We start from the raw sequence: 23,806 nt of genomic DNA, 5'->3' as shown, positions 1-23,806 counted from the left end.
GCCCCCATCTAGAACCCCGTGATCACTCGCCTCGGCGCTACCGAGGCGGTGTGGCGTACCTCGGTCGATGCCTGTAGCGAGCTGAGAACGTCACTTTCCTCCCGGGTTTTTCCGGGTAGAATGCTCCCTTCGTCCAGCAGCCATGCTGGCTGCCAGGTCGCGATTTGCGCCGACCTCCATCCATTTCGCCGGAAGACCCTGCCGATATGTTTGCGCCTTTGTTGAAAAAACTTTTCGGAAGCAAGAATGAGCGTGAAGTCAAACGCATGCTCAAAGCGGTGCAGTCCGTGAACGCCCTGGAAGAGCAGATGATCGCGCTCTCGGACGAGCAACTGCGGGGCAAGACCGAAGAGTTCAAGGCCCGTCTGGCCAAGGGCGAAACCCTCGATCAATTGTTGCCCGAAGCCTTCGCCGTGGCTCGTGAGGCTGGCAAGCGGGTGATGGGCATGCGCCACTTCGATGTGCAGCTAATCGGTGGCATGACCCTGCACGAAGGCAAGATCGCCGAGATGCGCACCGGCGAGGGCAAGACCCTGGTGGGCACTCTGGCCGTCTACCTCAACGCACTCTCCGGCAAGGGCGTGCACGTGGTCACGGTCAACGAATACCTGGCACGCCGCGACGCCAACTGGATGCGTCCCTTGTACGAGTTCCTCGGCCTCTCCGTGGGCATCGTCACTCCCTTCCAGCCGCCGGAAGAGAAACGCGCTGCCTACGCTGCCGATATTACCTACGGCACCAACAACGAGTTCGGTTTCGACTACCTGCGCGACAACATGGCCTTCAGTCTGGAAGACAAGTTCCAGCGCGAGCTGAATTTCGCCGTGATCGACGAAGTCGACTCCATCCTCATCGACGAAGCCCGTACTCCGCTGATCATCTCCGGTCAGGCCGAAGACAGCTCCAAGCTGTACATCGAGATCAACAAGCTGATTCCGCGCCTCAAGCAGCACATCGAGGAGGAGGAAGGCGTGGTGACCCAGGAAGGGCACTACAAGGTCGATGAGAAATCGCGTCAGGTCGAGCTCAACGAAGCCGGCCACCAGCAGGTCGAAGAAATGCTCACCGCAGTCGGTCTGCTGGCCGAGGGGGAGAGCCTCTACTCGGCGCACAACCTCGGTCTGCTGACTCACGTCTATGCGGGCCTGCGTGCGCACACGCTGTTCCACCGCAACGTCGAGTACATCGTGCAGAACGGCCAGGTCATCCTGATCGACGAGCACACCGGCCGTACCATGCCGGGCCGCCGCCTGTCCGAGGGCCTGCACCAGGCCATCGAGGCCAAGGAAGGGGTGAACATCCAGGCCGAGAGCCAGACCCTGGCCTCGACCACCTTCCAGAACTACTTCCGTCTGTACACCAAGCTCTCCGGCATGACCGGCACCGCCGATACCGAGGCCTTCGAGTTCCGCCAGATCTACGGTCTGGACGTGATGGTGATTCCGACCAACAAGCCGGTCGCGCGCAAGGATTTCAATGACCTGGTCTACCTGACCCAGGAAGAGAAGTACCAAGCCATCATCGCCGACATCAAGGACTGCCAGGCCCAGGGCCGGCCAATTCTGGTCGGCACCGCGACCATCGAGACTTCCGAGTACGTCAGCCAGTTGCTGAACAAGGAAGGCATCGAGCACAAGGTGCTCAACGCCAAGTTCCACGACAAGGAAGCCGAGATCATCGCCCAGGCCGGTCGTCCGGGGGCACTGACCATCGCCACCAACATGGCCGGTCGTGGTACCGACATCCTCCTCGGTGGTAACTGGGAAGTGGAAGTCGCCGCGTTGGAAAACCCCACCGACGAGCAGATCGCGCAGATCAAGGCCGAATGGCAGAAGCGTCACCAGCAGGTGATCGAGGCCGGCGGCCTGCATGTGATTGCCTCCGAGCGTCATGAATCGCGGCGTATCGACAACCAGTTGCGCGGTCGTGCCGGCCGCCAGGGTGACCCGGGTTCCAGCCGCTTCTATCTGTCGCTGGAAGACAACCTGATGCGCATCTTCGCCTCCGACCGGGTGAAGAACTTCATGAAGGCCCTTGGCATGCAGTCCGGCGAGGCCATCGAACACCGCATGGTGACCAACGCCATCGAGAAGGCGCAACGCAAGGTCGAGGGCCGCAACTTCGACATGCGCAAGCAACTGCTCGAGTTCGACGATGTGGCCAACGAGCAGCGCAAGGTGATCTATCACATGCGCAACAGCCTGCTGGCGGCCGAGAACGTGGGTGACACCATCGCCGAGTTCCGCGAGGAAGTGCTGACCGCTGCCATCAACGGCCACATTCCGCCGCAGTCGATGCCCGAGCAGTGGGATGTCGCTGGCCTGGAATCCACCCTGCAGAGCGACTTCGGTCTCAAGCTGCCGATCCAGCAGTGGCTGGACGAAGACGACAAGCTGTACGAAGAGACTCTGCGCGAGCGCATCCTCGCCGAGCTGATCGCCGCCTACAACGAGAAGGAGACCCAGGCCAGCGCCGAAGCCCTGCGTACCTTCGAGAAGCAGATCCTGCTGCGCGTGCTGGATGACCTGTGGAAGGATCACCTGTCCACCATGGATCACCTGCGTCACGGCATTCACCTGCGTGGTTATGCGCAGAAGAACCCCAAGCAGGAATACAAGCGCGAGTCCTTCACCCTGTTCCAGGAACTGCTGGATTCCATCAAGCGCGACACCATCCGCGTGCTCTGCCACGTGCAGGTACGCCGCGAAGATCCGGCCGAGGAAGAGGCACGTCTGCGCCGCGAAGCCGAGGCCATGGCCGAGCGCATGCAGTTCCAGCACGCCGACGCCTCGGCCCTGGCCGCTGCCGAAGGTGCCGCCGAGGAGGGCGATGTCGCAGTCGCTACCGCCCCGGTGCGCGCCGAGCAGAAGGTCGGCCGCAACGAGCCCTGCCCCTGTGGCTCGGGCAAGAAGTACAAGCACTGCCACGGTCAGATCGGCTGATCGCGCCACTTGCAGTAGCGGGCGCTTCGGCTATGCTGCCAGCGCCCTGACAACGCCGCGACGGCTTTGCCGCTCGCGGCGTTTTACCATCTCATCCGGTCGCCGAGGCGATCACCGCATACTTGAAGGAGCGCATCTCATGGCTGTTGGTCTTGGCCCGCTGTCTACCCTGCACCCGGTTCCCGGTTTCGAGCTGGGCATCGCCTCGGCCGGCATCAAGCGTCCCGGGCGCAAGGATGTGGTAGTGATGCGCTGCGCCGAAGGTTCGCGCATCGCCGGGGTGACCACCACCAATGCCTTCTGCGCCGCGCCCGTGCTGCTCACTCGTGAGCGCCTGGGTGGTGAGGTGCGTTACCTGCTGACCAACACCGGCAACGCCAACGCCGGTACTGGCGACGATGGCCTGGCCCGTGCGCGCCGTGCCTGCGCGCGCCTGGCCGAGCTGACCGGCGTGGCGGAGAGCGCCGTGCTGCCGTTCTCCACTGGGGTGATCGGCGAGCCGCTGCCGGTGGAGAAGATCGAGTCCGCTCTGCAAGCGGCGCTGGATGATCTCAGAACCGACAACTGGGAAGCGGCCGCCACCGGCATCATGACCACCGACACCCTGCCCAAGGGCGCCAGCCGTCAGTTCCAGCACGATGGCATCACCATCACCGTCACCGGTATCAGCAAGGGTGCCGGGATGATCCGCCCGAACATGGCCACCATGCTCGGCTACATCGCCACCGACGCCAAGGTCGCCCAGGGTGTGCTGCAGGATCTGGTGCGCGACGCGGCGAACAAGTCGTTCAACCGCATCACCATCGACGGCGACACCTCCACCAACGACTGCTGCATGTTGATCGCCACCGGTCAGGCCGCACTGCCGGAAATCGCCGAGGCCAGTGGCGAGCTGTTCGCCAAGCTCAAGCAGGCGGTGTTCGAGGTGTTCATGGAAGTGGCGCAGGCCATCGTCCGCGATGGTGAAGGCGCGACCAAGTTCGTCACCGTGCAGGTCAATGGCGGCAGCACTCATCAGGAGTGCCTGGACGTGGCCTACGCCGTGGCCCACTCGCCGCTGATCAAGACCGCGCTATTCGCCTCTGACCCTAACTGGGGGCGCATCCTCGCCGCTGTGGGCTATGCCGGCGTGCCGCAACTGGACGTGAGCAAGATCGACGTCTTCCTCGGCGAGGTCTGCATCGCCAGCAAGGGCTGCCGTGCCATCACCTACACCGAGGAGCAGGGCGCGGCGGTAATGGCCCGCGAGGAAATCACCATCCGCATCGAGCTGGGCCGTGGCGACTGCAGCGAAACCATCTGGACCACCGACCTGTCTCACGAATACGTCAAGATCAACGCCGAATACCGGACTTAAAAGCAGCTACAAGCTGCAAGCCATAAGCTGCAAGTAAAGGCCTGGATACTTGACACTGAAGTCGGAGTCGCCCTTCGCTTGCAGCTTGCAGCTTGCAGCTTGCAGCTTGCAGCTTGCAGCTTGCAGCTTGCAGCTTGCAGCTTGCAGCTTGCAGCTACTCTGCCATTCCCGCGCCTCATGACCCCATGAGGCGCGGGAATTTGCTATTGCGGCGGCGGACTTTTAACGTCGAATCAGGACTTTCATCTGACAGGGGCGCGAAATGGCTTTGCAATTGGTGGTGGGCGACAAGAATTACTCTTCCTGGTCGTTGCGTGCGGCGCTGGTCGTCGAGCTGGCGGGGGCTGCCTGCGATGAGGTGCGGGTGCGGCTTTACCAGCCTGACAGTCGCGCCCGCCTGCTCAGCCATTCGCCGGCGGGCAAGGTGCCGGTGCTGCTCACCGAGCATGGCCCGGTGTGGGACTCACTGGCGATTGCCGAGTACCTGGCCGAACATTTTCCCGAGGCCGGGCTGTGGCCCCGGGACGTTGCTGCCAGGGCCTTGGCACGCAGCGTCTGTGCGGAAATGCACAGCGGTTTCGTCGCCTTGCGCAGCCACCTGCCGATGGATCTGGCCCGTGACCAGGCATTGGCCGAGATTCCGGCGGATGCCAAGGCCGATATCGAGCGCGTGTGTGCGATCTGGGCTGACTGCCGCGAACGTTTCGCCGATCAGGGTGACTACCTGTTCGGCCAGGCCAGCATCGCCGATGCCTTCTACGCGCCGGTTGCGGCGCGTTTGCGCAGCTATCGGGTGGCGCTGCCGGAGACAGCAGCGGCCTATGTCGAAACCATCTACCGCTGGCCGGCCTTCCAACGCTGGCACCAGGCGGCGTTGCAGGAGATAAAGGGGTGAAGCGTGTACATGTCGCAGCGGCGGTGATTCGGGGTGTCGATGGTCGCATCCTGATCGCCAAACGTCCGCAGAACAAACACCAGGGCGGCCTGTGGGAGTTTCCCGGCGGCAAGGTGGAGGAGGGCGAGGCGGTGAGCCTCGCTCTGGCCCGTGAGCTGGAGGAGGAGCTGGCCATTCGCCCCGCGGCGGCGCGTCCGCTGATCCAGATTCGCCATGACTACCCCGACAAGCAGGTATTGCTGGATGTCTGGGAAGTCACGGCCTTCACCGGCGAACCGCACGGCGCCGAAGGTCAGCCGCTGGCCTGGGTCAGCGAGCGGCAGTTGCTGGAGTACGAATTTCCCGCGGCCAACAAACCCATAGTGGCAGCGGCACGCTTGCCCGAGCGCTACCTGATCACCCCCGATGGGCTGGAGCCGGGCGAGTTGCTGACCGGGGTGCGCAGTGCCCTGGCAGAAGGCGTGCGGCTGATCCAGTTGCGCGCGCCGAAGATGTTCGATGCGCAGTACCGTGACCTGGCGGTGGACGTGCAGGGCCTGTGTGCCGGCAAGGCGCAACTGATGCTCAAGGGGCCGCTGGAGTGGCTGGGGGATTTCCCGGCAGCCGGCTGGCATCTGACAGCCGAGCAGTTGCGCAAGTATGCCGCCGGTGGCCGACCCTTCCCTGAGCAGCGTTGGCTGGCTGCGTCCTGCCACAGCGCCGAGGAGCTGGCCCTGGCGGCGCAGATGGGGGTGGACTTCGTCACCCTCTCCCCGTTGCAGGCGACCGCCACTCACCCCGAGGCGCAGCCTTTGGGCTGGGAGGCAGCCCGCGAGATGCTGTTGGCCTGCAATCTGCCGACATACCTGCTCGGTGGCGTCGGCCCGACGGATATCGAGCGTGCCTGGCAGGTTGGCGCCCAGGGGGTGGCGGGCATCCGCGCGTTCTGGCCGCACGCTCGGTAGGAGCGGATTTATCCGCGAAGAGCGGTTGGCGCCGAGGCCGTGATGATCGCGAATGAATTCGCTCCTACAGGCCTGGCGTGCCGGGCGTAATCGCTTCTACGGTTTGTCTGCGGCTTTCCATAGGACTTCGTCGATGCCCTGGCGCCTGGCAATCAGGCGTGCGGCGACGAACAGCAGGTCGGAGAGCCGGTTGACGTAAGCCAGGCCTGCGGCGCGCAGCGGCTCGACGGCGTTGAGGTGCTGGCAGCGGCGCTCGGCGCTGCGGGCGAAACTGCGGCAGACGTGGGCCTGAGCAATCAGTCGCGAGCCACCTGGCAGAATGAAGTTCTCCAGCGGCCCGACCTCTTCGTTCCAGCGGTCGATCACCGCCTCCAGGCGCTCCACTTCGCTAGGTTGCAATGCCTGGTACTCGGGCATCGCCAGTTCGCCACCGAGGTCGAACAGGCGGTGCTGGCAGGGGCCGAGCACCTCGATCAGCTCATTCAGCGCCGGGTATTGCGCTGTCGCCTCGGCCAGCTCGGCCAGCAACAGCCCCAACTGGCTGTTGAGGGTATCCAGCTCGCCGATGGCTTCGATGCGTGGGTGATCCTTGCCGACCCGGCGGCCGTCGGCGAGGCCGGTTTCGCCCTTGTCGCCTGTACGTGTGTAGATCTTGGAAAGGCGGTAACCCATGGTTCAGAGTCCTGTACTGCTGTCGTGAGGAGCATTCAGGGGCAGGCGCAGGGTGAAGCAGGTACCCTGGCCCTGGCGCGAGTGCACTTCCATCTGCCCCTTGTGGTTGTTGGTGATGATGAAATACGACACGGCCAGGCCCAGGCCGGTGCCCTGGCCGACCTCCTTGGTGGTGAAGAAGGGCTCGAAGATGCGCTTGCGGGTGGCCTCGCTCATGCCGGTACCGTTGTCTTCTACCTGTATCTCCGCCCAATGCCCGACCTGACGTGTACGCAGGGTGATGCGCCCCGGTTCGCTGCGCTGCTCGACCTGGTGAATGGCCTGGGCGGCGTTCTTCAACAGGTTGAGCAGCACCTGTTCCAGTTCGTTGGCGGTGGCCGGTACCGGGCCCAGGTGCGGGTCGAAGTCGCGGACGATCTGCAGGGTCTTGAAGTCGAAGCGATCGGCCAGGTCGAAGTCGTTGCCGGCGATCTCCAGGGCCTGGTCGATCAATCCGGGCAGATCGCAAGGGGCTAGTTGCCGGTCGCTGCGACGGCTGAAACTGAGCATGTGGCTGACGATCTTGGCCGCACGCTGGCCTGCCTGCTGGATACCGTCGAGCAGTCTCGGGATGTCCCGCGCCTGCAGATACTGGTCGATGGCCTGCAGACTCACGCCCGTCTGTTCGGCTTGCTCCAGGTTCTTTTCCAGCTCCGGCGACAGGCGCCTGCGGATGTTCTGCACGTTGTGCAGGATGGCGCCGAGCGGGTTGTTGATCTCGTGCGCCATGCCGGCGGCCAGGCCGCCGACCGAAAGCATCTTTTCCGATTGCACCATCATTTCTTCCAGGGACAGGCGCTGGGTGATGTCGTCGATGCGAATGACCACACCATGGCCAATGCCGCCCATCAGCGGGTAGAACGTCAGGGCGTAGTAGCGTGGTTCATCGTCCTTGGGCCAGGTGATGCGCTCGATCTTTTCCACTCGTAGCTGCTCGGCGGTGCGCTTGAGTTGCGGCAAAAAGGGCTTGAGCAGGGGGAAGGCGAGGAACACCGGCTGATTCAGCGCCTCGTTCATGGGGGTGCCGGAAAGCGCGCTGGCCTCCTGGTTCCATTGGGTGACGTAGAGCTGCTCGTCGAGGGCGATGAGCGCCGAGGGCATGGAGTCGATGATGCTGTTGAGGTAGTTCTGGAAGCCGGTGAGTTTCTTCTCGATCTTGCTGCGCACCTGCACTTCCAGTTCCAGCTTGCGGTTGGAGTGGCGGGTTTCCTCGGCCAGGCTCTGCGCCTGATCGAAGGCCTGCTGGGCATCGTCGCGCGCGCGCTTGAGCTGTTGTTCGCGCGCCTCCATGCGCATCAGCATGGTATTGAAGGCGTCGGCCAGGCTGCCGATCTCGTCCTTGTGGCCACGCTGGGCGCGCAGGGCGTAGTTTTCCTCGCGGGTGACCTGGCGCGAGAGTTCTTCCAGGCGACGGATGGGTTTGGTCACCAGGCGGCGGATCTGCCGCGCTACCAGGAACCACAGCGCCACGCTCAGCGCCAGGATCGCCAGGCTGGCGGTCAGGGTGCCGGTGTAGAAGGCGCCGGGCAGCTCGCTGGAGGCCACCAGCAGCAGGGCGCCCGGGCGGCCGCTGGGGTGCGGCAGCTCTACCAGCAGGTTGGTGCGAAAGGCCGTTTCCCGCCAGCTTTCCAGTTCGCCGAGGTGTTGTGGCAGTTTCAGTTTCTCGCCGCGTTGCAGTTGCGCCAGGCTGTCGCCATTGCTGTCGTAGATCACCGCCGCGCGCAGCGGCGCATAGTCGTCCAGGCGACGCAGCACGGCTTGCGCCGAGTTTGCCGAGTGCAGCGCCTCACCGCTTAGCGCCGGGCTGGCGATCAGCCGGCCGAGGGTGTGCAGGGCTTGTGGTGCCATGCTCTGCTGGGTGATCCAGTAGGCCGCGCTGATGAAGGCCAGGTTGGCGATCAGCAGCACCGCACTGAGCAGTACGAGCAAGGCCGCGAGCAGCTTGCGGCCGACGGGCAGGTTTTCGAGGTGCTGGCGCAGGGTCATGGCTGGGGGCGTCGTCGGGCGAACTGGCAGGTTAGCGCGCTCGCGTCGTCATTGCCATCTAGGGTCTGTTGCCATTTGGCGCAGCAATGCGGCTCGCGTCGAAACGGCAACAGCCCCTAATCCAGGGGCAGGCCGCGTTTGGCCAGGTGGGCACGCAGCCGTTGCAGCAGGGCTTCGAGCCGTGGCAGGTGCAGATCCTGCTGCCGGGCTGCGGTGCAGGCGTAGCCGAGCAGGTAGCTGATCTCGGTACGGCGCCCCTGCGTCACGTCCTGATGCATGGATGAGTAGTTGGCGGCGGTGGCGTCGATGACGCGCAGCACCTCTTCGTGCAACTGCTCGGCGGCGGCTGCCTGGCCGCATTGCTGCAGCAGCTCGCTGAGTTCCTGGCACAGGCCGGCGACTTCGTCGGCATGCTCGTGCAGGCCGCCGTTGCGGCAATCATGCAGCACGGTCAGCGGGTTGAGCGCGCAGTTCAGTGCCAGCTTGCGCCACAGCCGGCCGAGGATGTCCGGGCTCCACTGATGGGGGATGTCGGCGGCCTGCAGATCGGCCAGGCAGGCGGGCGGACTGGCATCCTGCGGGTCGCCCAGCCAGGTATGCCCGGCGCCGGCGAACACCACCTGGAAATCTGCCTGGCGAAAGGCGCCTTCGGTACTGGAGAGGAACAGGCAGCGTTGAGTCGGCAGATGGCGCGCCACGGCGTCCTGACTGCCGAGGCCGTTCTGCAGCAGGAGGATCTCGGCGTCAGGCTGCAGGCGCGGCAGTACTTCGAGGATCGCCGCTTCGGCATCGTAAGCCTTGCAGGCCAACAGCAGGCGCTGGATTGGCGTCTCGGCATCGGCCAGCTCGGCGCCTATGGCATGGCGTTGCACCTGGCCTTGCTCGACCAGGGTCAGGCCACCGGCCTGCGCGAACGCGGTGAGGCGTTGGCGGTCGCGCAGGATCAGGCGTACGGGCAGGCCGACGCGGGCCAGGCGGGTGGCCCACAGGGTGCCCAGGCTGCCGGCGCCGAGTACGTGCCAGCTCATGCCAGCGGCAGGCGCGTGGCGGCGACCCGGCCGCTGGCATAGGCGTCGGGCAGCGCCTTCTCGGCATGTTGCATCAGGTTGTCGGCCTCCAGTGGCAGTGCCTTGGCATCCAGGCCTACCAGGCTGATGCCGGCCTTCAGCGTGATGAAGCCCTCGCTGGTCTTGAAGGCCTTGAGGTTGAGTCCCTCGTGCAAGCGCTTGAAGCTGCTCGGTGAGCACTCGTGGAGGTCTTCGAGCAGGGTCAGCAGGCCGAAGTGGTTGCCGTCCAGGCGGCTCAATACGTCGAGCGGGCGCACCAGTTGCTGCAGGCGTCGGGCTACGCCGTGGATCAGTTCGTTGTAGAAGCGCTCGCCATGCTTGCTGCGCAGTTGCTCCACCTCCTGCAGACCGATCAGCAGGTAGCACAGGGCGCCGCCGCGCGATTCGATCTGGCGCAGGCTGTCGGTCATCTTCTGGCGCAGATAGCGCAGGTTACCCAGGCCGGTAAGCGGATCCACCAGATTGCGCCGTTCCAGGCTGGCGACGCTCTGGGTGAGCATGCGGTTTTCCTGCAGCAGGCGCTGCAGGGTATTGCACAGACGGTCAGCGGCATACACGCGCGGCACCAGTTGCTCGTTCATCGCCGCCTTGCTGATGAAATCGTCGACACCACGGTCGAAGGCTTCGCCGAGCACGTTCTCGCCTTCCTTGCCGGTGAGCAGGATGACGTAGGTGTAGTGATCGGCGGTTTCGTCCAGTTGGCGTACCCGGGTGGTCAGCGCCAGGCCGTCCATTTCCGGCATCAGCCAATCGGCCAGGAGCACACTGGCCGGGCGCTGCTCCAGTTGCTGCAGGGCTTCGGCGGCGCTGCTGGCGAAGCGCACGTCCTGATAACCGGCCTGGGCGAGCGCGCGACCGATCATGGCACTGGAAAACTTGGCGTCGTCCACCACCAGAATGCTGAGATGGGGGTTGGGCATGGGGCTGGCTCACGGCAGAAGGAAGGACGCCAAACGGCGATAATCAGTCCGGGTATAATGAGCCGGCTACAGTTATCGTCAAGTCAGGCGTGCTCCCTCCGTGAAGCGGATCGCGCCGTCCATCAGGAGCTTACTCATGCCTTCGTTCGACGTGGTGTCGGAACTGGACAAACACGAACTGACCAATGCGGTCGACAACGCCATCAAGGAACTCGACCGTCGTTTCGATCTGCGCGGCAAGTGCAGCATCGAGAGCAAGGACAAGGCGCTGACCTTGACCGCCGAAGCCGAATTCATGCTCGAGCAGATGCTCGACATCGTGCGCAGCAGCCTGATCAAGCGCAAGATCGACTGCCAGTGCATGGAGACCAAGGAGCCCTATGCCTCGGGCAAGGTGATGAAGCAGGAAGTCACTTTCCGCGAAGGCATCGACAAGGAGCTGGCGAAGAAGATCGTCGCTCACATCAAGGATGCCAAGCTCAAGGTGCAGGCCGCCATTCAGGGCGAGCAGGTGCGTGTCACCGGCAAGAAGCGTGACGATCTGCAGGAAGCCATCGCCTTGTTGCGTGGTCACGAATTCGGCATGCCGCTGCAGTACAACAACTTCCGCGATTGAACCTTTGCGCCGCTTCGCTATCGCACTCTAGGTTGATAGCACTTTGACCGCCATGGCCTGCCATGGCGGTTTCGTTTCATGTACGGGAAACAGGAGCACCCCATGGAGATGAACGTCGATGAACTGGTCAAGCTGTCCGAAGCCTGGCTGCCCGTGGTGCTGGAGTACAGCGGCAAGCTGACCCTGGCACTGTTCACCCTGCTGATCGGCTGGTGGCTGATCGGCAAACTGACCAGCAACGTCGGCCGCCTGCTCGAGGCGCGCAAGGTCGACCGCGCCCTGAGCAGTTTCATCGGTAGCCTGGTCAGTATCATCCTGCGCATTCTGCTGCTGATCAGCGTGGCTTCGATGATCGGCGTGGAGACCACCTCCTTCATCGCCATGATCGGTGCGGCCGGTCTGGCCATCGGTCTGGCCTTGCAGGGCAGCCTGGCGAACTTCGCCGGTGGCGTTCTGATCATGCTGTTCCGCCCGTTCCGCGCTGGTGACTGGATCGAGGCCCAGGGTGTGTCGGGCAGCGTCGACAGCATCCATATCTTCCACACCACGCTGAAGACCGCCGACAACAAGGTGGTGATCGTGCCCAATGGCTCGCTGTCCAATGGCCACATCACCAACTACTCGCGCGAGGCCACACGCCGTGCCGAGATCGTCGTCGGTATCGATTACTCCAGCGACATCAAGCGTGCCCGCGAAGTGCTGCTGGAGATCGCCAACGACCCGCGCGTGCACCGCGATCCGGCCCCGGTGGTGTTCGTCACCGGACTGGGCGACAACGCGGTGAACCTGTCGCTGCGCGTGTGGGTCAACACCGGTGACTTCTGGCCGGTGACCTTCGAGTTCATCGAACTGGCCAAGGAGCGCCTGAGCGCTGCCGGTATCGGTATTCCCTTCCCGCAGCGTGTGGTGCATATGGCCAAGGCCGACTGAAGACCCTGCTGGGGCTTCCTCGAAAATCCGATGTCAGGTTCTGGCATCGGATTTTTTGTTTTCGGGGTGGGCAAGGTTGTGTGACTGGTTGTTTTAGCCTTTAAGCTGTTTATCGGCGTTTCGCTGATGGCTCTCGTTTCGCCCTCCCAGGCGAGTCACTTTTGACGGGCAAAAGTAACCAAAACCCTCCGCCCGATCATCCTCGCTGCGCGAGGGTTCGTTCACTCCATCGCCGCTCCAGAGGCCCGCCACGGTGGGCCATCCCTACCTAGGCGGCCCCGGCCATCGTGGCTCTCGCGACATCCATGTCGCTCAACCTCTTCCACGACGACTCCGTTCACCCTCCTGGGCGGGCTCTGCACGCGCCTGAACCTGCGGTAACTCAGGTGGAGCTCGGAATACTCTGGCAAGAGCAACAGCGAACGACTGTGGTCGTCGAATCAAACCGATAATTTCAGGCGCCCGAGGGGGCGAAACCCGGAATACCTAAAAAAAACGAAGTAGCGTCAAGAACACCAAAGCAAGACAACGCACAAATCTTCCAAGGGGCTTCATCTGACGCTTGTCATTTCGAGCTCAGGTTTTCTCTACAAGGTCGGGCGTGTCGCTCGGCTGGCTGGGCGCCTGCTGGTCGCGGCGCCACTGCAGGACGATGAGGATGAGCGTGGGAATACCCAACAGCGCAGTGGCCAGGAAGAAGTGGGCATAACCCAGTTTCTCCACCATGACCCCCGAGTAGCCGCCGATCAACCTGGGCAGCAGCAGCATGATGGAGCTGAGCAGGGCGTACTGGGTGGCGGAGAACTTGAGGTTGGTCAGGCTCGACAGGTAGGCGACGAAGGCCGAGGTGGCCAGGCCGGCACTGAAGTTGTCGCAACTGATGGTCACCACCAGCATCTGCAGGTGGGCGCCCATGCCCACCAGGGCCATGAACAGCAGGTTGGTCGCCGCCGAGGCCAGGGCGCCGAGGAAGAGGATCGGCATGATGCCGAAGCGCACGATCAACAGGCCTCCGGCGCCGGCGCCGAGCAGGGTCATGATCAGGCCGAAGACCTTGCTGACGCTGGCGATCTGCTCCTTGGTGAAGCCCTGGTCAATGTAGAACACGTTGGCCATCACCCCCATCACCGTATCCGACAGGCGATAGGTGGCGATCAGCGTCAGCAGCAGCAGGGCCTGCCAGCGGTAGCGCAGGATGAAGTCGTTGACCGGCGTCAGCACCGGCGCCATGCCGCCCCAGAACAGGCTGGAAATCGACAGCCCGGTGAGCAGGGTATAGAGCAGGGCACGGAGGAAGGCGCGGTCGTAGTACAGCAGCTCCTGCAGGCTCATCTGGCCCTGGAACACCAGGCCCAGATCACTTTCGTAGAACTGCGTGAGCATCGCCGGCACCGAGATCAGCAGGATGATCAGCAGCAGCACCGAGAGCAACTGGTGGAAGAAGCCGTATTTGGCCGCCGCCGTCTTCAGCACCGGCGCCAGACCACCCCAGAACAACCCCGAGGCGCAGACGCAGGCCAGGGTGGTGTAGAGCATGGCGCGCAGGAAGGCGCGGTCGTTGTACAGCAGCTCCTGGGCGCTGACGTCGCCCAGCAGCATCGGCACCAAGTCGCTCTGGTAGAACTGGATGAACAGGGTCGGCACGGAAATCACCAGTACGATCACTGCCAGGATCGACAGCAACTGGTGGAAGAAACCGTGCTTGGGTGGCGCTGCGTGGATATGAGGCGGAGCCGCTGGCTCGCGCATCCAGATCGAGGTCAGCAGGCCCGGTAGCATGAGCAGGGCGAACATCAGGTAGGTGCCGGTCCAGGCGCTGAATTGGTAGCTCTGCGCGGTGGAGCCGAAGCCTTCGGCGAAGTACAGGGCGCCGGCCGTGGCCAGCAGGGCGGCGACCCGGTAGCCGGTCATGTAGGCGGCGGCCAGGGCGGCCTGATGCTCGTCGCCGAGAATTTCCAGACGGTAGGCGTCGACGGCGATGTCCTGAGTGGCCGAGGCGAAGGCCACCAGCACGGCCAGTGCGATCAGCCAGGACAGGTGCGTCTGCGGGTCGAAGTTGGCCATGCCGACCAGGCCGATGGCGACCAGGCCCTGCGACAGTACCAGCCAGGAGCGGCGGCGGCCGAGTTTGCCGAGCAGCGGCAGGCGCCATTGGTCGAGCATCGGCGCCCACACCCACTTGAAGGCATAGGCCAGGCCGATCAGGCTGGCGAAGCCGATGGTCTCGCGCGCCACGCCGGCCTCGCGCAGCCAGACCGAAAGGGTGGAGAACACCAGCATGTAGGGCAGGCCGGCGGCGAAGCCCAGGAGCAATAACGCCAGCGTGGCGGGGTTGGCATAGGTAGCGAGAGCTTCTCGCCAGGATTTGCGTGGCATCAGACTCGAATCAGGGCTGGGTCAGCGGATCGGTAGCGCACTCTAACTGCTGTGCTCCATCGGGCGCCAGCCATGACGACGCATATCCACCCGTTCGTTCAGTATGCTGATGCCCTCGGCGCGCAGGCGGGCGCGTTGTTCGGCGCCGGAGGCGCTGCCGGCCGGTAGGCTGAGGCGCCCGCCAGCAGCGATCACGCGGTGCCAGGGCAGGCGTGTGCCTTCCGGCAGTTGGCTGAGGGTGCGTCCGACCCAGCGCGCGGCGCGCCCGAGCCCTGCCAGCGCCGCCAGTTCGCCATAGCTGATCACTCGTCCAGGGGGAATCTGCGCCAGTGCCAGGTACAGGGCTTCGCGGCGAGTGTCGGGGTTGGCGATGCCCAACTCCTGGATGTGTTCTCGTCCTGTCATGTGGGGCGCTCACAGGGCGCAGATGCGCTCGTCTCGGAGGGATTGCGCTTCGATCATACTCTGCACGGTGCCGCGCATTCGACACTGCCATTGGGCGGGCGGTGCTGAACTCTGCTGCGCTACGTCGGTCAGCTCTTGCTCTGCTGCCGGGTATCCGCATAATCCCCGGCTTTTCGCCCAACCGAGCTGATTGTCTCTTATGTCGCGCCCAACTTCGTTATCCCTGCTCAGTCTGAGCATCGTCCTGTTCAGCGCCCCCGTCCTTGCCGATACCGTCTGGATGAAGAACGGTGACCGCCTCAGCGGCACCATCCGTGTCTTCGATGGCAGCAAGCTGCTGCTGCAGACCGACTATGGTGGCTCCATCCCTCTGGATTGGAAGAAGGTCGCCACCTTGGAAAGCGACCATGAACTGCTGGTCAAGATGGGGCCGATCGATGGTGAGCGTGCCAAGTCACTGCTTGCGGCGGAACCGGGCAAGGTCACCCTGGCCAACGGCGAGGCGCCGAAGACCGTGGAACTGGCGCAGATCGAGCAGATCATGAAGCCCAAGCCACTGGTCGAGGACTTCGTCTGGAAGGGCAATATCGACCTGGCACTGGATTACAAGCGGGCCGAGAGCGATACCGACGATTACAACGTCGATATCAACACCAAGGCGCGCCATGGGCTGTGGCGGCACAACGCGCAGGTCGAATACAACCGCGAGCTGAAGAACGAGGTGGTCAGTACCGACAACTGGTCGACCGAATATGCCCTCGATCGCTTCCTGGGGGAAAAGCTCTTCTGGCAGGGGCGTGCCGAATACAAGCGTGACCGGGTCGAGGAGCTGGAGCGCCAGCGCACCCTGGGTACCGGCCCGGGTTACCAGTTCTGGGATGACGAGCTGGGCGCGCTGTCGGTGGCCACGCTGGTCAACCGCAGCGACTACAGCTTCAGCAACGGCGAGCAGAATCGCTTCTACGAGCTCAGTGTGAAGTGGGACTACAACCGTTATCTGATCGGCAAGACGGTGGAGTTGTTCAGCACTGGCGAGGTGGGTAGGCCGCTGAGTGGCGCTGCCGATTTCAGCCTAGATGCCGAGGTGGGCCTGCGCTACAAGGTCACCGACTGGGCATCGCTGAACATGAAGGCCGAGAAGGACGTGGTCAGTGGTGCCGAGGGCGATCTGGACGAGACACGCTACACCCTGGGGTTCGGGGTTGGTTGGTAAGCGTCATGTCGTCTGTAATGCAAAAGGCCCGCGAGTTGTTCGCGGGCCTTTGCGTTTTCAGCCTCGATCTTCTTCCGGCTGGCGTTTGTTCCAGCCCTTGCCGCCGGGCAACAGCAGGTTGAGCAGCAGCGCGCTGATGGCGCACAGGGAAATGCCCGAGAGGGCGAACTCCTCGCCGCCGATGACCATGCCGCCGATGCCGAACACCAACGTCACCGAAACGATGATCAGGTTGCGCGCCTCGGACAGATCCACCTGATGGCGGATCAGGGTGTTGAGGCCGACCACGGCGATGGAACCGAACAGCAGGCAGAGAATGCCCCCCATCACTGGCACCGGGATGCTCTGCAGGGCCACGCCGAACTTGCCGATGAAGGCCAGGGCAATGGCGAACAGCGCCGCCCAGGTCATGATCTTGGGGTTGTAGCTCCTGGTCAGCATCACCGCGCCGGTCACTTCGGCATAGGTGGTATTGGGCGGGCCGCCGAACAGACCGGCTGCCGAGGTGGCCAGGCCGTCACCGAGCAGGGTGCGGTGTAGGCCGGGCTGCTTGATGAAGTTCTTGCCGGTGACGTTGCCGATGGCCACCACGCCGCCGATGTGCTCGATGGCCGGCGCCAGTGCCACCGGCACCATGTACAGGATGGCGCCCCAGTGCAGTTCGGGGGCGATGAAGTTGGGCATGGCGAGCCAGGAGGCTGCCGCCACGGCCTTGGTATCGATCACCCCGAGCAAGGCGGCGATGGCGCAGCCCACGGCGATACCGGCGAGGATCGGCACCAGGCGGAAGATGCCACGGCCGAGCACGGCCACCAGCAGGGTGGTGATCAGTGCCGGCATGGAAATCATCATCGCCGTGGCGTAGGGCACCAGCGCCACGCTGCCGTCACCGGCCTTGCCCATGGCCATGTTCACCGCCACCGGCGACAGCGCCAGGCCGATGGAGATGATCACCGGGGCGATCACCACCGGCGGCAGCAGGCGGTCGATGAAGCTCGGCCCGCGCAGTTTCACCAAGGCCGAGAGCAGGATGTACACCAGGCCAGCGGCGACGATGCCGCCCATTACCGCCGGCAGGCCGAACTGGCCCTTGGCCGCCAGGATCGGCGCGATGAAGGCGAAGCTGGAGGCCAGGAATACCGGCACCTGGCGCCTGGTCACCAGTTGGAACAGCAGGGTGCCGATACCGGCGGTGAACAGCGCCACGTTGGGATCCATGCCCGTGATCAGCGGCATCAGCACCAGGGCGCCGAAGGCCACGAAGAGCATCTGCGCGCCGGAGATGATCTGCCGTGGCAGCGGATCGTTGTACTCGCTCATGCTCAGGCGTCCTTCTGCTTGGTGCCGAAGATCTTGTCGCCGGCATCGCCCAGGCCGGGGATGATGTAGCCCTGTTCGTTGAGACGCTGGTCGATGGAGGCGGTGTAGATCACCACGTCCGGGTGCGCGTCGTTCACCGCCTTGATGCCCTCTGGGGCAGCGACCAGCACCATGGCACGGATTTCCTTGCAGCCGGCCTTCTTCAGCAGGTCGATGGTGGCGACCATGGAGCCGCCGGTGGCCAGCATCGGGTCGATGATCAGCGCCAGGCGCGAGTCGATCTCCGGTGCCAGCTTCTCCAGGTAGGTGTGCGCCTGCAGGGTTTCTTCGTTGCGCGCCACGCCCACGGCGCTGACCTTGGCGCCGGGAATCAGGCTGAGCACGCCGTCGAGCATGCCAATGCCGGCACGCAGGATCGGTACCACGGTGATCTTCTTGCCAGCGATCTTCTCCACTTGTACCGGTCCGGCCCAGCCCTGGATCTCGTAATGCTCCAGGGGCAGATCGTTGGTGGCCTCGTAGGTGAGCAGGGCACCGACTTCCTGAGCCAGCTCGCGGAAGTTCTTGGTGCTGATGTCGGCGCGGCGCATGAGACCGATCTTGTGGCGGATCAGCGGGTGGCGAATCTCGCGAATGGGCATGGGGGCATCTCTCCGGCTGGCTGAACGTCCACCCACGGCCTCACCTGTTCGTACCGGGCGTTCGGGCAGGAGGGAGGTGGTGGGTGGATTTTGAAAAAATCGCGATAGAGTAAAGCATTGCTGCGGCCAAGTGTTGACCGACAGGCCCGGCACACGGCAAAACTCGGGCAAGGCGCTACGCTTGTCCGTCCGGGCTTGTTCAGGGCCGCGCGGGTCTGTACCTTTGCCCGCTTTTATCTGACGGCTCGATCAGCTTTCATGCTGCTCGGCCGCCGCCATTGCCAGCCGAAGAGAGAAAACCTCATGTCCGCCGATCTCGCGCACATACGCCAAGTCATGGAACAAGCCGATTGCCTGTTCAGCGAAGCCCAGGTGGAGGCTGCCATCGACCAGGTGGCGACACGTATCAATGCCGAGCTGGCCGAGTGCAACCCCGTGGTGTTCTGCGTGATGAACGGTGGGTTGATTTTTGCCGGCAAGCTGCTGACCAAACTGGATTTCCCGCTGGAAGCCTCCTACCTGCACGCCACCCGTTATCGCAATGAAACCAGCGGCGGCGAGTTGTTCTGGAAGGCCAAACCGGAGGTCTCGTTCATCGACCGTGATGTGCTGATCATCGACGACATTCTCGACGAGGGGCACACCCTTGGCGCCATCATCGACTTCTGCCGCCATGCCGGCGCGCGTGCCGTGCACACGGCGGTACTGATCGACAAGGAGCACGAGCGCAAGGCGCGCCCGGATCTGAAGGCCGATTACGTCGGGCTCAAGTGCATCGACCGTTACATCTTTGGTTATGGCATGGACTACAAGGGCTACTGGCGCAACGCCGCCGGCATCTACGCGGTCAAGGGCCTGTAAGGCAGTAGGGTGCGCTGCGCGCACCGGGCGCTCGCAAGGGGAGCGTGCGCACGGTGCCCCCCTACGCTTGCCGCAGCGCTGCTGCTCACCCAGCGCGTAGCCCGGATGCAATCCGGGGCCGGCTGCCGCTGGGCTATGCCGGCTGCCGCTCGCCCAACCAGCGCAGGGCCTTCTCCCGCGCTTGTGCCAGGTTGCGCACGTAGGCCAGCTCGCCCTCGTGGCGCTGCACCCCGGCGCGCCGCAGTTGCAGGCGCACCTGCGCGGTGGAGCCGCTGAGAATCAGCGCCACGCCCTGCTGGCGATAGTCCCGTAGCACGTTGTCCAGGGCGGCGATGGCGGTCATGTCCAGCAGCGGCACGGCGCTGATGTCGACGATCACTACCTTCACCCCGGGGCTGAAGCGGCGCAGCACGCTCAGCGCCTTTTCCGCCGCGCCGAAGAACAGCGGGCCGCGAATGCTGTAGGCCAGCACCTGCTCGGGCATGTCGAGCAGTGCCTGGCGTTGTTGGCGATCCAGCGCGGCGGTGTCGGTCAGCTCGCTCATGCGCTTGATGAACAGGCCGGCGGCCAGCAACAGGCCGACGCCCACCGCCAGCACCATGTCGAACAGCACCGTCAGCACCAGGCAGGTGAGCAGCACCAGCACGTCGCCCCGTGGTGCGATGCGCAGGGTGTGGACCACGTGTTGGGGTTCGCTCATGTTCCACGCCACCCGCAGCAGCAAGGCTGCCAAGGCTGCCATCGGCAGGTAGCTGAACAAGGGCGCCAGCAGCAGGATGGCGGCCAGCACCACGCCGGCATGGACGATGGCCGCCAGTGGTGAGAAGGCCCCGGCGCGCACGTTAGCAGCGGTGCGAGCGATGGCAGCAGTGGCGGTGATGCCGCCGAAGAAGGGCGCGGCCAGGTTGCCCAGGCCCTGGCCGATCAGTTCGGCATTGGGGTCGTGCTTGCTGCCGGTCATGCCATCGGCCACCACGGCGCACAGCAGTGACTCGATGGCACCGAGCATGGCGATGGCGAACGCCGGCGCGATAAGCTGGCGGATCAGCTCGAAGCTCACCACTAGCTGTTGGCCATCGGCGCCCGGCAGTGTCCAGGGCAGTGCCAGGCTGGGCAGGAAAGGTGGGATGCCGGGATGTTCGATGCCATCGAGGTTGTAACTGAAACGCTCGCCCAGCGTGGCCACATGCAGGCCGAAATATTCCAGCAGCAGCGCCAGCAAGGCGCCCAGGGTGAGGGCGACCAGATGTGCCGGCACCCTGGGCACCAGGCGCGGCCAGAGCAGCAGAACGGCCAGGCTGCACAGTGCCACCAGGCTATCGCCCAGGCTCAGGCTAGGCAGGCCGCGCACCAGCAGCACCAGGGTGTCGGTCAGGTGGGTGGCACTGCCGGGCAGGGTCAGGCCCAGCAGATCCTTGACCTGCAACACGGCGATGACGATGCCGATGCCGGCAGTGAAGCCCAGGGTGACCGGGTAGGGTACGAATTCGATCAGGCGCCCGGCGCGCAGCAGGCCCATGGCAATGAGGATAAGCCCGGCCATTAGCGTGCACAGCAACAGACCGCCAAGCCCGTGCTGCTGGGTGATGGGCAGCAGGATCACCACGAAGGCTGCGGTGGGGCCGGAGATATTGAAGCGCGAACCGCCGCACAGGGCGATCAGAGGGGCGGCGATCAGCACGGTATACAGCCCATGCTGCGGCGGGGCGCCAACGGCAATGGCCAGCGCCATGGCCAGAGGGATGGCGATGATGCCCACCGTCAGCCCGGCGCTGAGATCGCCGCGCAGGGCCGGCCAGGAATAGCCGACGCGCAGAACCTGGCGCCAGGCGGAGAACAGCGGTAAGGATCGGCGCGACATGAGGGCCCCCTGAAAGCTCGCCGACATTATAAAGCCAGTGGCCCTATAACCTGCATTGACCTGGATCGCCTCTGTCACGGGCGTTGTGGCATGTGGGTGCGTTGAGCGTGGCGGGCGGCGGCGTTACACTGCCGCCCCTTTTCTACAGTTGGCGGAGTGGGCGATGCGTAAAGACAAGAAGCAGGTGATTGGCGAAGAGATCAGCGACGACGCCATCAAGCTGTTCCTCGACGTGGAGCCGGCCGATGCCACGCCCGCGTCCCTGCACAAGCTGATCAAGGCCTATCGTGGCCTGCGCGTCGATGACTTCGAGCGTTTCGTCGGCTTTTTCGTCGAGGCCGGCTACGATCTCTCGGCGCGCGATGCGCAGGGCAACGACTTCGTCGCCCTGATTCAGGATCAGCGCAATGCCGAGCCTTATATCGAGGTGATCGAGGCGGCGCGCCGCTGAAGGGGCTCTCTAGAAACGATCTGCGATGCCGCCGCGCTCGTCGGGATCGCGAATAAATTCGCTCCTACAGGGTTTCCCGCCCGTGGGTGCCTGGGGGCGCGGTTGGTAGGAGCGGATTTATCCGTGAAAGGGCTGGCACCGCGCCCGTCGGGAGCTCGAATAATTTCGCGCCTGCACGGGGTTTACTACGGCCAATAAAAAACCGGCCGCGAGGGCCGGTTTTTCAAGAACCTGCGCGCGACTTAGGCGGCAGCAGCTTCGCCCAGCGCTTTGATGTGCGCGTTCAGGCGGCTCTTGTGACGAGCGGCTTTGTTCTTGTGGATGATGCCTTTGTCAGCCATGCGGTCGATGACCGGAACGGCAGCGGTGTAGGCGGTCTTGGCAAGCTCGAGATCCTTGGCAGCAATAGCCTTGACCACGTTCTTGATGTAGGTACGAACCATCGAGCGCAGGCTGGCGTTATGACTACGGCGCTTCTCAGCCTGTTTGGCGCGTTTTTTGGCAGAAGGTGAGTTGGCCACCGTCAAGCTCCTCGAAAACTGGGGGGTTACACAAATTAAGGCCGCGAATCTTGCCGGGCTGCCGGGCCGATGTCAAGTCCGCTGGCAGTTTTCGCCGCTGGCCTGACCAATGGCGGCTCGCTACACTCGACGCTTTTGCGCGAACAGGGGATTCTCCGCTCTCGCGCTCGATCGGGAAAGCCCCACGTTCATGAATCTGCTCAAATCCCTGGCTGCCGTCAGTTCCCTGACCATGGTCTCGCGCGTGCTGGGTTTCGTGCGCGACACCCTCATCGCCCGTACCTTCGGCGCCGGCGTGGCCTCCGACGCCTTCGTGGTCGCCTTCAAGCTGCCCAACCTGCTGCGGCGGATCTTCGCTGAAGGTGCATTTTCTCAGGCCTTCGTGCCGATTCTCGCCGAGTACAAGATGCAAAAGGGTGAGGAGGCTACGCGCACCTTCGTCGCCTATGTCAGCGGCCTGCTGACCCTGGCCCTGGCGCTGGTCACCGCCCTCGGCGTGCTGGCCGCGCCCTGGGTGGTGTGGGTGAGCGCGCCGGGGTTCGCCGAGGATGCCGAGCGTTTCGCGCTGACCGTCGACCTGTTGCGGGTGACCTTTCCTTACATCCTGCTGATCTCGCTGTCCTCGCTGGCCGGGGCCATCCTCAATACCTGGAACCGCTTCTCCGTGCCGGCCTTCGTGCCGACTCTGCTCAACCTCAGCATGATCCTCTTCATGCTGTTTCTCGCCCCTTATTTCGACCCGCCGATCATGGCCCTGGGCTGGGCGGTGCTGGCCGGTGGCCTGGCGCAACTGCTGTGGCAACTGCCGCACCTCAGGCGCATCGGCATGCTCGTGCTGCCGCGCCTGAACCTGCGCGACACAGGGGTGTGGCGTGTGCTCAAGCAGATGGGACCGGCGATCTTCGGCGTCTCTGTGAGCCAGATCTCGCTGATCATCAATACCGTATTCGCCTCCTTTCTGGTGGCCGGCTCGGTGTCCTGGATGTATTACGCCGACCGCCTGATGGAGTTGCCCTCGGGGGTGCTCGGCGTGGCCCTCGGCACCATCCTGCTGCCGGCCCTGTCGAAGACCTACGCCAGCCAGAATCGCGACGAGTACTGCCGCCTGCTCGACTGGGGGCTGCGCCTATGTTTTCTGCTGGTGCTGCCTTGCACCCTGGCGCTGGCGATCCTCGCCGAACCCCTGGTGGTGTCGCTGTTCCAGTACGGCAAGTTCGGCGCCGAGGATGCGCTGATGACCCAGCAGGCGCTGATGGCCTATGCGGTGGGCCTGCTGGCGCTGATCCTGATCAAGATCCTCGCCCCTGGCTTCTATGCCCAACAGAACATCAAGACGCCGGTGCGCATCGCCGTGATCAGCCTGTTGGCGACCCAGGCGATGAATGCGCTGTTCGTCTTCGGCCTGGAACTGGCGCACGTCGGTCTGGCGCTATCCATCAGCCTGGCGGCCTGTCTCAATGCGGGCTTGCTGTTCTGGCAACTGCGCCGCGCGGGCATCTTCCAGCCGTTGCCGGGTTGGGGGGCGTTCCTGCTCAAGCTGCTGCTGGCGGTGGCGGTGATGGTCGCCGCGCTGCTGGGGTTGCTGCAGGTCATGCCGGCCTGGGCCGAGGGCGAGATGCCTGTGCGCCTGTTGCGCCTCGGCGCGCTGGTGACGGTGGGCGCGGCGGTATACTTCGGCATGTTGTTGCTGCTGGGTTTTCGCCCGCGCGACTTTGCCCGCAAGGCGCTGTGATGCCTGTTGTACGCCACGCGCTGTGCGTATAATCGGCCACTTTGTGAACAAGAAGCC

Annotated in this window: 20 protein-coding genes; 10 read left to right on the top strand and 10 right to left on the bottom strand. The window is 64.1% G+C overall.

The annotated features are described in order from the left end of the window. Positions 1–206: 206 nt before the first annotated feature. The 4 genes from secA to OU800_RS18975 all read left to right on the top strand — a co-directional run bounded on the left by secA (position 207) and on the right by OU800_RS18975 (position 6,138). A complete protein-coding gene (gene secA, locus OU800_RS18990) occupies positions 207–2,942 on the top strand; it encodes a preprotein translocase subunit SecA (RefSeq protein WP_268178903.1) in 2,736 nt (911 codons plus the stop codon). 139 nt (positions 2,943–3,081) lie between these two features. Continuing rightward, complete coding sequence (gene argJ, locus OU800_RS18985) at positions 3,082–4,299, top strand: bifunctional glutamate N-acetyltransferase/amino-acid acetyltransferase ArgJ (RefSeq protein WP_268178902.1); 1,218 nt, start codon at positions 3,082–3,084, stop codon at positions 4,297–4,299. 262 nt (positions 4,300–4,561) lie between these two features. Beyond that, positions 4,562–5,194 (top strand): glutathione S-transferase family protein, encoded by a 633-nt coding sequence (locus OU800_RS18980; protein WP_268178901.1) that lies wholly within the window; start codon positions 4,562–4,564, stop codon positions 5,192–5,194. After that, on the top strand, positions 5,191–6,138 hold the full coding sequence (locus OU800_RS18975; protein WP_268178900.1) for a Nudix family hydrolase: 948 nt from the start codon (positions 5,191–5,193) through the stop codon (positions 6,136–6,138). Before OU800_RS18980 ends, OU800_RS18975 begins: the two co-directional genes overlap by 4 nt. Before the next feature lie 96 nt (positions 6,139–6,234). Here the strand turns inward: OU800_RS18975 and OU800_RS18970 are convergent, their stop codons facing one another. The 4 genes from OU800_RS18970 to OU800_RS18955 form a co-directional block, all read right to left on the bottom strand. After that, positions 6,235–6,810 carry a cob(I)yrinic acid a,c-diamide adenosyltransferase gene (locus OU800_RS18970; protein WP_268178899.1) on the bottom strand — a complete coding sequence of 192 codons (576 nt, stop codon included), beginning with the start codon at positions 6,808–6,810 and terminating at the stop codon, positions 6,235–6,237. 3 nt (positions 6,811–6,813) lie between these two features. Further along, positions 6,814–8,835 carry an ATP-binding protein gene (locus OU800_RS18965; protein WP_268178898.1) on the bottom strand — a complete coding sequence of 674 codons (2,022 nt, stop codon included), beginning with the start codon at positions 8,833–8,835 and terminating at the stop codon, positions 6,814–6,816. A gap of 116 nt (positions 8,836–8,951) precedes the next feature. Next, on the bottom strand, positions 8,952–9,863 hold the full coding sequence (locus OU800_RS18960) for a putative 2-dehydropantoate 2-reductase (RefSeq protein WP_268178897.1): 912 nt from the start codon (positions 9,861–9,863) through the stop codon (positions 8,952–8,954). Then, positions 9,860–10,822 (bottom strand): GGDEF domain-containing response regulator, encoded by a 963-nt coding sequence (locus OU800_RS18955; protein ID WP_268178896.1) that lies wholly within the window; start codon positions 10,820–10,822, stop codon positions 9,860–9,862. Before OU800_RS18955 ends, OU800_RS18960 begins: the two co-directional genes overlap by 4 nt. A 136-nt stretch (positions 10,823–10,958) precedes the next feature. Here OU800_RS18955 and OU800_RS18950 point away from each other — a divergent pair, with 136 nt between their 5' ends. Both OU800_RS18950 and OU800_RS18945 read left to right on the top strand, forming a co-directional pair. Further along, a complete protein-coding gene (locus OU800_RS18950) occupies positions 10,959–11,438 on the top strand; it encodes a YajQ family cyclic di-GMP-binding protein (RefSeq protein WP_003459380.1) in 480 nt (159 codons plus the stop codon). Between the two features lie 102 nt (positions 11,439–11,540). Beyond that, the gene (locus tag OU800_RS18945; RefSeq protein ID WP_268178895.1) at positions 11,541–12,368 is read left to right on the top strand and encodes a mechanosensitive ion channel family protein; all 828 of its coding nucleotides are present in this window, start codon (positions 11,541–11,543) and stop codon (positions 12,366–12,368) included. A 576-nt stretch (positions 12,369–12,944) separates the two neighbouring features. Here OU800_RS18945 and OU800_RS18940 read toward each other — a convergent pair. Both OU800_RS18940 and OU800_RS18935 read right to left on the bottom strand, forming a co-directional pair. Next, the gene (locus tag OU800_RS18940; protein WP_268178894.1) at positions 12,945–14,744 is read right to left on the bottom strand and encodes an AmpG family muropeptide MFS transporter; all 1,800 of its coding nucleotides are present in this window, start codon (positions 14,742–14,744) and stop codon (positions 12,945–12,947) included. 42 nt (positions 14,745–14,786) lie between these two features. Next, positions 14,787–15,149 (bottom strand): MGMT family protein, encoded by a 363-nt coding sequence (locus OU800_RS18935; RefSeq protein ID WP_268178893.1) that lies wholly within the window; start codon positions 15,147–15,149, stop codon positions 14,787–14,789. A 199-nt stretch (positions 15,150–15,348) separates the two neighbouring features. Here OU800_RS18935 and OU800_RS18930 point away from each other — a divergent pair, with 199 nt between their 5' ends. Continuing rightward, positions 15,349–16,362: a DUF481 domain-containing protein gene (locus tag OU800_RS18930; protein ID WP_268178892.1), complete on the top strand. Its 1,014-nt coding sequence runs from the start codon at positions 15,349–15,351 to the stop codon at positions 16,360–16,362. Positions 16,363–16,419: 57 nt separating this feature from the next. Here OU800_RS18930 and OU800_RS18925 read toward each other — a convergent pair whose 3' ends face one another. Beyond that, positions 16,420–17,682, bottom strand: a complete 1,263-nt coding sequence (locus OU800_RS18925) for a uracil-xanthine permease family protein (RefSeq protein WP_268178891.1) — start codon at positions 17,680–17,682, stop codon at positions 16,420–16,422. Between the two features lie 2 nt (positions 17,683–17,684). Continuing rightward, entirely contained in the window at positions 17,685–18,323 is a 639-nt protein-coding gene (upp, locus tag OU800_RS18920) for a uracil phosphoribosyltransferase (protein WP_268178890.1), read from the bottom strand. 303 nt (positions 18,324–18,626) lie between these two features. Here upp and OU800_RS18915 point away from each other — a divergent pair, with 303 nt between their 5' ends. Then, positions 18,627–19,184 carry a hypoxanthine-guanine phosphoribosyltransferase gene (locus OU800_RS18915; protein WP_268178889.1) on the top strand — a complete coding sequence of 186 codons (558 nt, stop codon included), beginning with the start codon at positions 18,627–18,629 and terminating at the stop codon, positions 19,182–19,184. Positions 19,185–19,317: 133 nt separating this feature from the next. On the opposite strand, the gene dauA is transcribed toward OU800_RS18915, so the two are convergent. After that, a complete protein-coding gene (gene dauA / locus OU800_RS18910; protein WP_268178888.1) occupies positions 19,318–21,045 on the bottom strand; it encodes a C4-dicarboxylic acid transporter DauA in 1,728 nt (575 codons plus the stop codon). 163 nt (positions 21,046–21,208) lie between these two features. Here dauA and OU800_RS18905 point away from each other — a divergent pair, with 163 nt between their 5' ends. After that, positions 21,209–21,496 carry a PA4642 family protein gene (locus OU800_RS18905; RefSeq protein ID WP_268178887.1) on the top strand — a complete coding sequence of 96 codons (288 nt, stop codon included), beginning with the start codon at positions 21,209–21,211 and terminating at the stop codon, positions 21,494–21,496. A gap of 242 nt (positions 21,497–21,738) precedes the next feature. Here OU800_RS18905 and rpsT read toward each other — a convergent pair whose 3' ends face one another. Then, the gene (rpsT, locus tag OU800_RS18900) at positions 21,739–22,017 is read right to left on the bottom strand and encodes a 30S ribosomal protein S20 (RefSeq protein WP_003243036.1); all 279 of its coding nucleotides are present in this window, start codon (positions 22,015–22,017) and stop codon (positions 21,739–21,741) included. Between the two features lie 190 nt (positions 22,018–22,207). Here rpsT and murJ point away from each other — a divergent pair, with 190 nt between their 5' ends. Further along, positions 22,208–23,749, top strand: a complete 1,542-nt coding sequence (gene murJ / locus OU800_RS18895) for a murein biosynthesis integral membrane protein MurJ (RefSeq protein ID WP_268178886.1) — start codon at positions 22,208–22,210, stop codon at positions 23,747–23,749. Positions 23,750–23,806 lie beyond the last annotated feature (57 nt).

Source organism: Pseudomonas sp. GOM7 (assembly GCF_026723825.1).
Lineage (GTDB): Bacteria > Pseudomonadota > Gammaproteobacteria > Pseudomonadales > Pseudomonadaceae > Aquipseudomonas.
Note: the sequence above shows the minus strand (reverse complement) of the source record. Positions and strands in the feature narration are given on the sequence as shown.

Bases quoted from the DNA above. Each gene is read 5' to 3' on its own strand.
- secA (WP_268178903.1), top strand. From the start codon at position 207: ATGTTTGCGCCTTTGTTGAAAAAACTTTTCGGAAGCAAGAATGAGCGT.
- argJ (WP_268178902.1), top strand. From the start codon at position 3,082: ATGGCTGTTGGTCTTGGCCCGCTGTCTACCCTGCACCCGGTTCCCGGT.
- OU800_RS18980 (WP_268178901.1), top strand. From the start codon at position 4,562: ATGGCTTTGCAATTGGTGGTGGGCGACAAGAATTACTCTTCCTGGTCG.
- OU800_RS18970 (WP_268178899.1), bottom strand. From the start codon at position 6,810: ATGGGTTACCGCCTTTCCAAGATCTACACACGTACAGGCGACAAGGGC.
- OU800_RS18965 (WP_268178898.1), bottom strand. From the start codon at position 8,835: ATGACCCTGCGCCAGCACCTCGAAAACCTGCCCGTCGGCCGCAAGCTG.
- OU800_RS18960 (WP_268178897.1), bottom strand. From the start codon at position 9,863: ATGAGCTGGCACGTACTCGGCGCCGGCAGCCTGGGCACCCTGTGGGCC.
- OU800_RS18955 (WP_268178896.1), bottom strand. From the start codon at position 10,822: ATGCCCAACCCCCATCTCAGCATTCTGGTGGTGGACGACGCCAAGTTT.
- OU800_RS18950 (WP_003459380.1), top strand. From the start codon at position 10,959: ATGCCTTCGTTCGACGTGGTGTCGGAACTGGACAAACACGAACTGACC.
- OU800_RS18945 (WP_268178895.1), top strand. From the start codon at position 11,541: ATGGAGATGAACGTCGATGAACTGGTCAAGCTGTCCGAAGCCTGGCTG.
- OU800_RS18940 (WP_268178894.1), bottom strand. From the start codon at position 14,744: ATGCCACGCAAATCCTGGCGAGAAGCTCTCGCTACCTATGCCAACCCC.
- OU800_RS18935 (WP_268178893.1), bottom strand. From the start codon at position 15,149: ATGACAGGACGAGAACACATCCAGGAGTTGGGCATCGCCAACCCCGAC.
- OU800_RS18930 (WP_268178892.1), top strand. From the start codon at position 15,349: ATGTCGCGCCCAACTTCGTTATCCCTGCTCAGTCTGAGCATCGTCCTG.
- OU800_RS18925 (WP_268178891.1), bottom strand. From the start codon at position 17,682: ATGAGCGAGTACAACGATCCGCTGCCACGGCAGATCATCTCCGGCGCG.
- upp (WP_268178890.1), bottom strand. From the start codon at position 18,323: ATGCCCATTCGCGAGATTCGCCACCCGCTGATCCGCCACAAGATCGGT.
- OU800_RS18915 (WP_268178889.1), top strand. From the start codon at position 18,627: ATGTCCGCCGATCTCGCGCACATACGCCAAGTCATGGAACAAGCCGAT.
- dauA (WP_268178888.1), bottom strand. From the start codon at position 21,045: ATGTCGCGCCGATCCTTACCGCTGTTCTCCGCCTGGCGCCAGGTTCTG.
- OU800_RS18905 (WP_268178887.1), top strand. From the start codon at position 21,209: ATGCGTAAAGACAAGAAGCAGGTGATTGGCGAAGAGATCAGCGACGAC.
- murJ (WP_268178886.1), top strand. From the start codon at position 22,208: ATGAATCTGCTCAAATCCCTGGCTGCCGTCAGTTCCCTGACCATGGTC.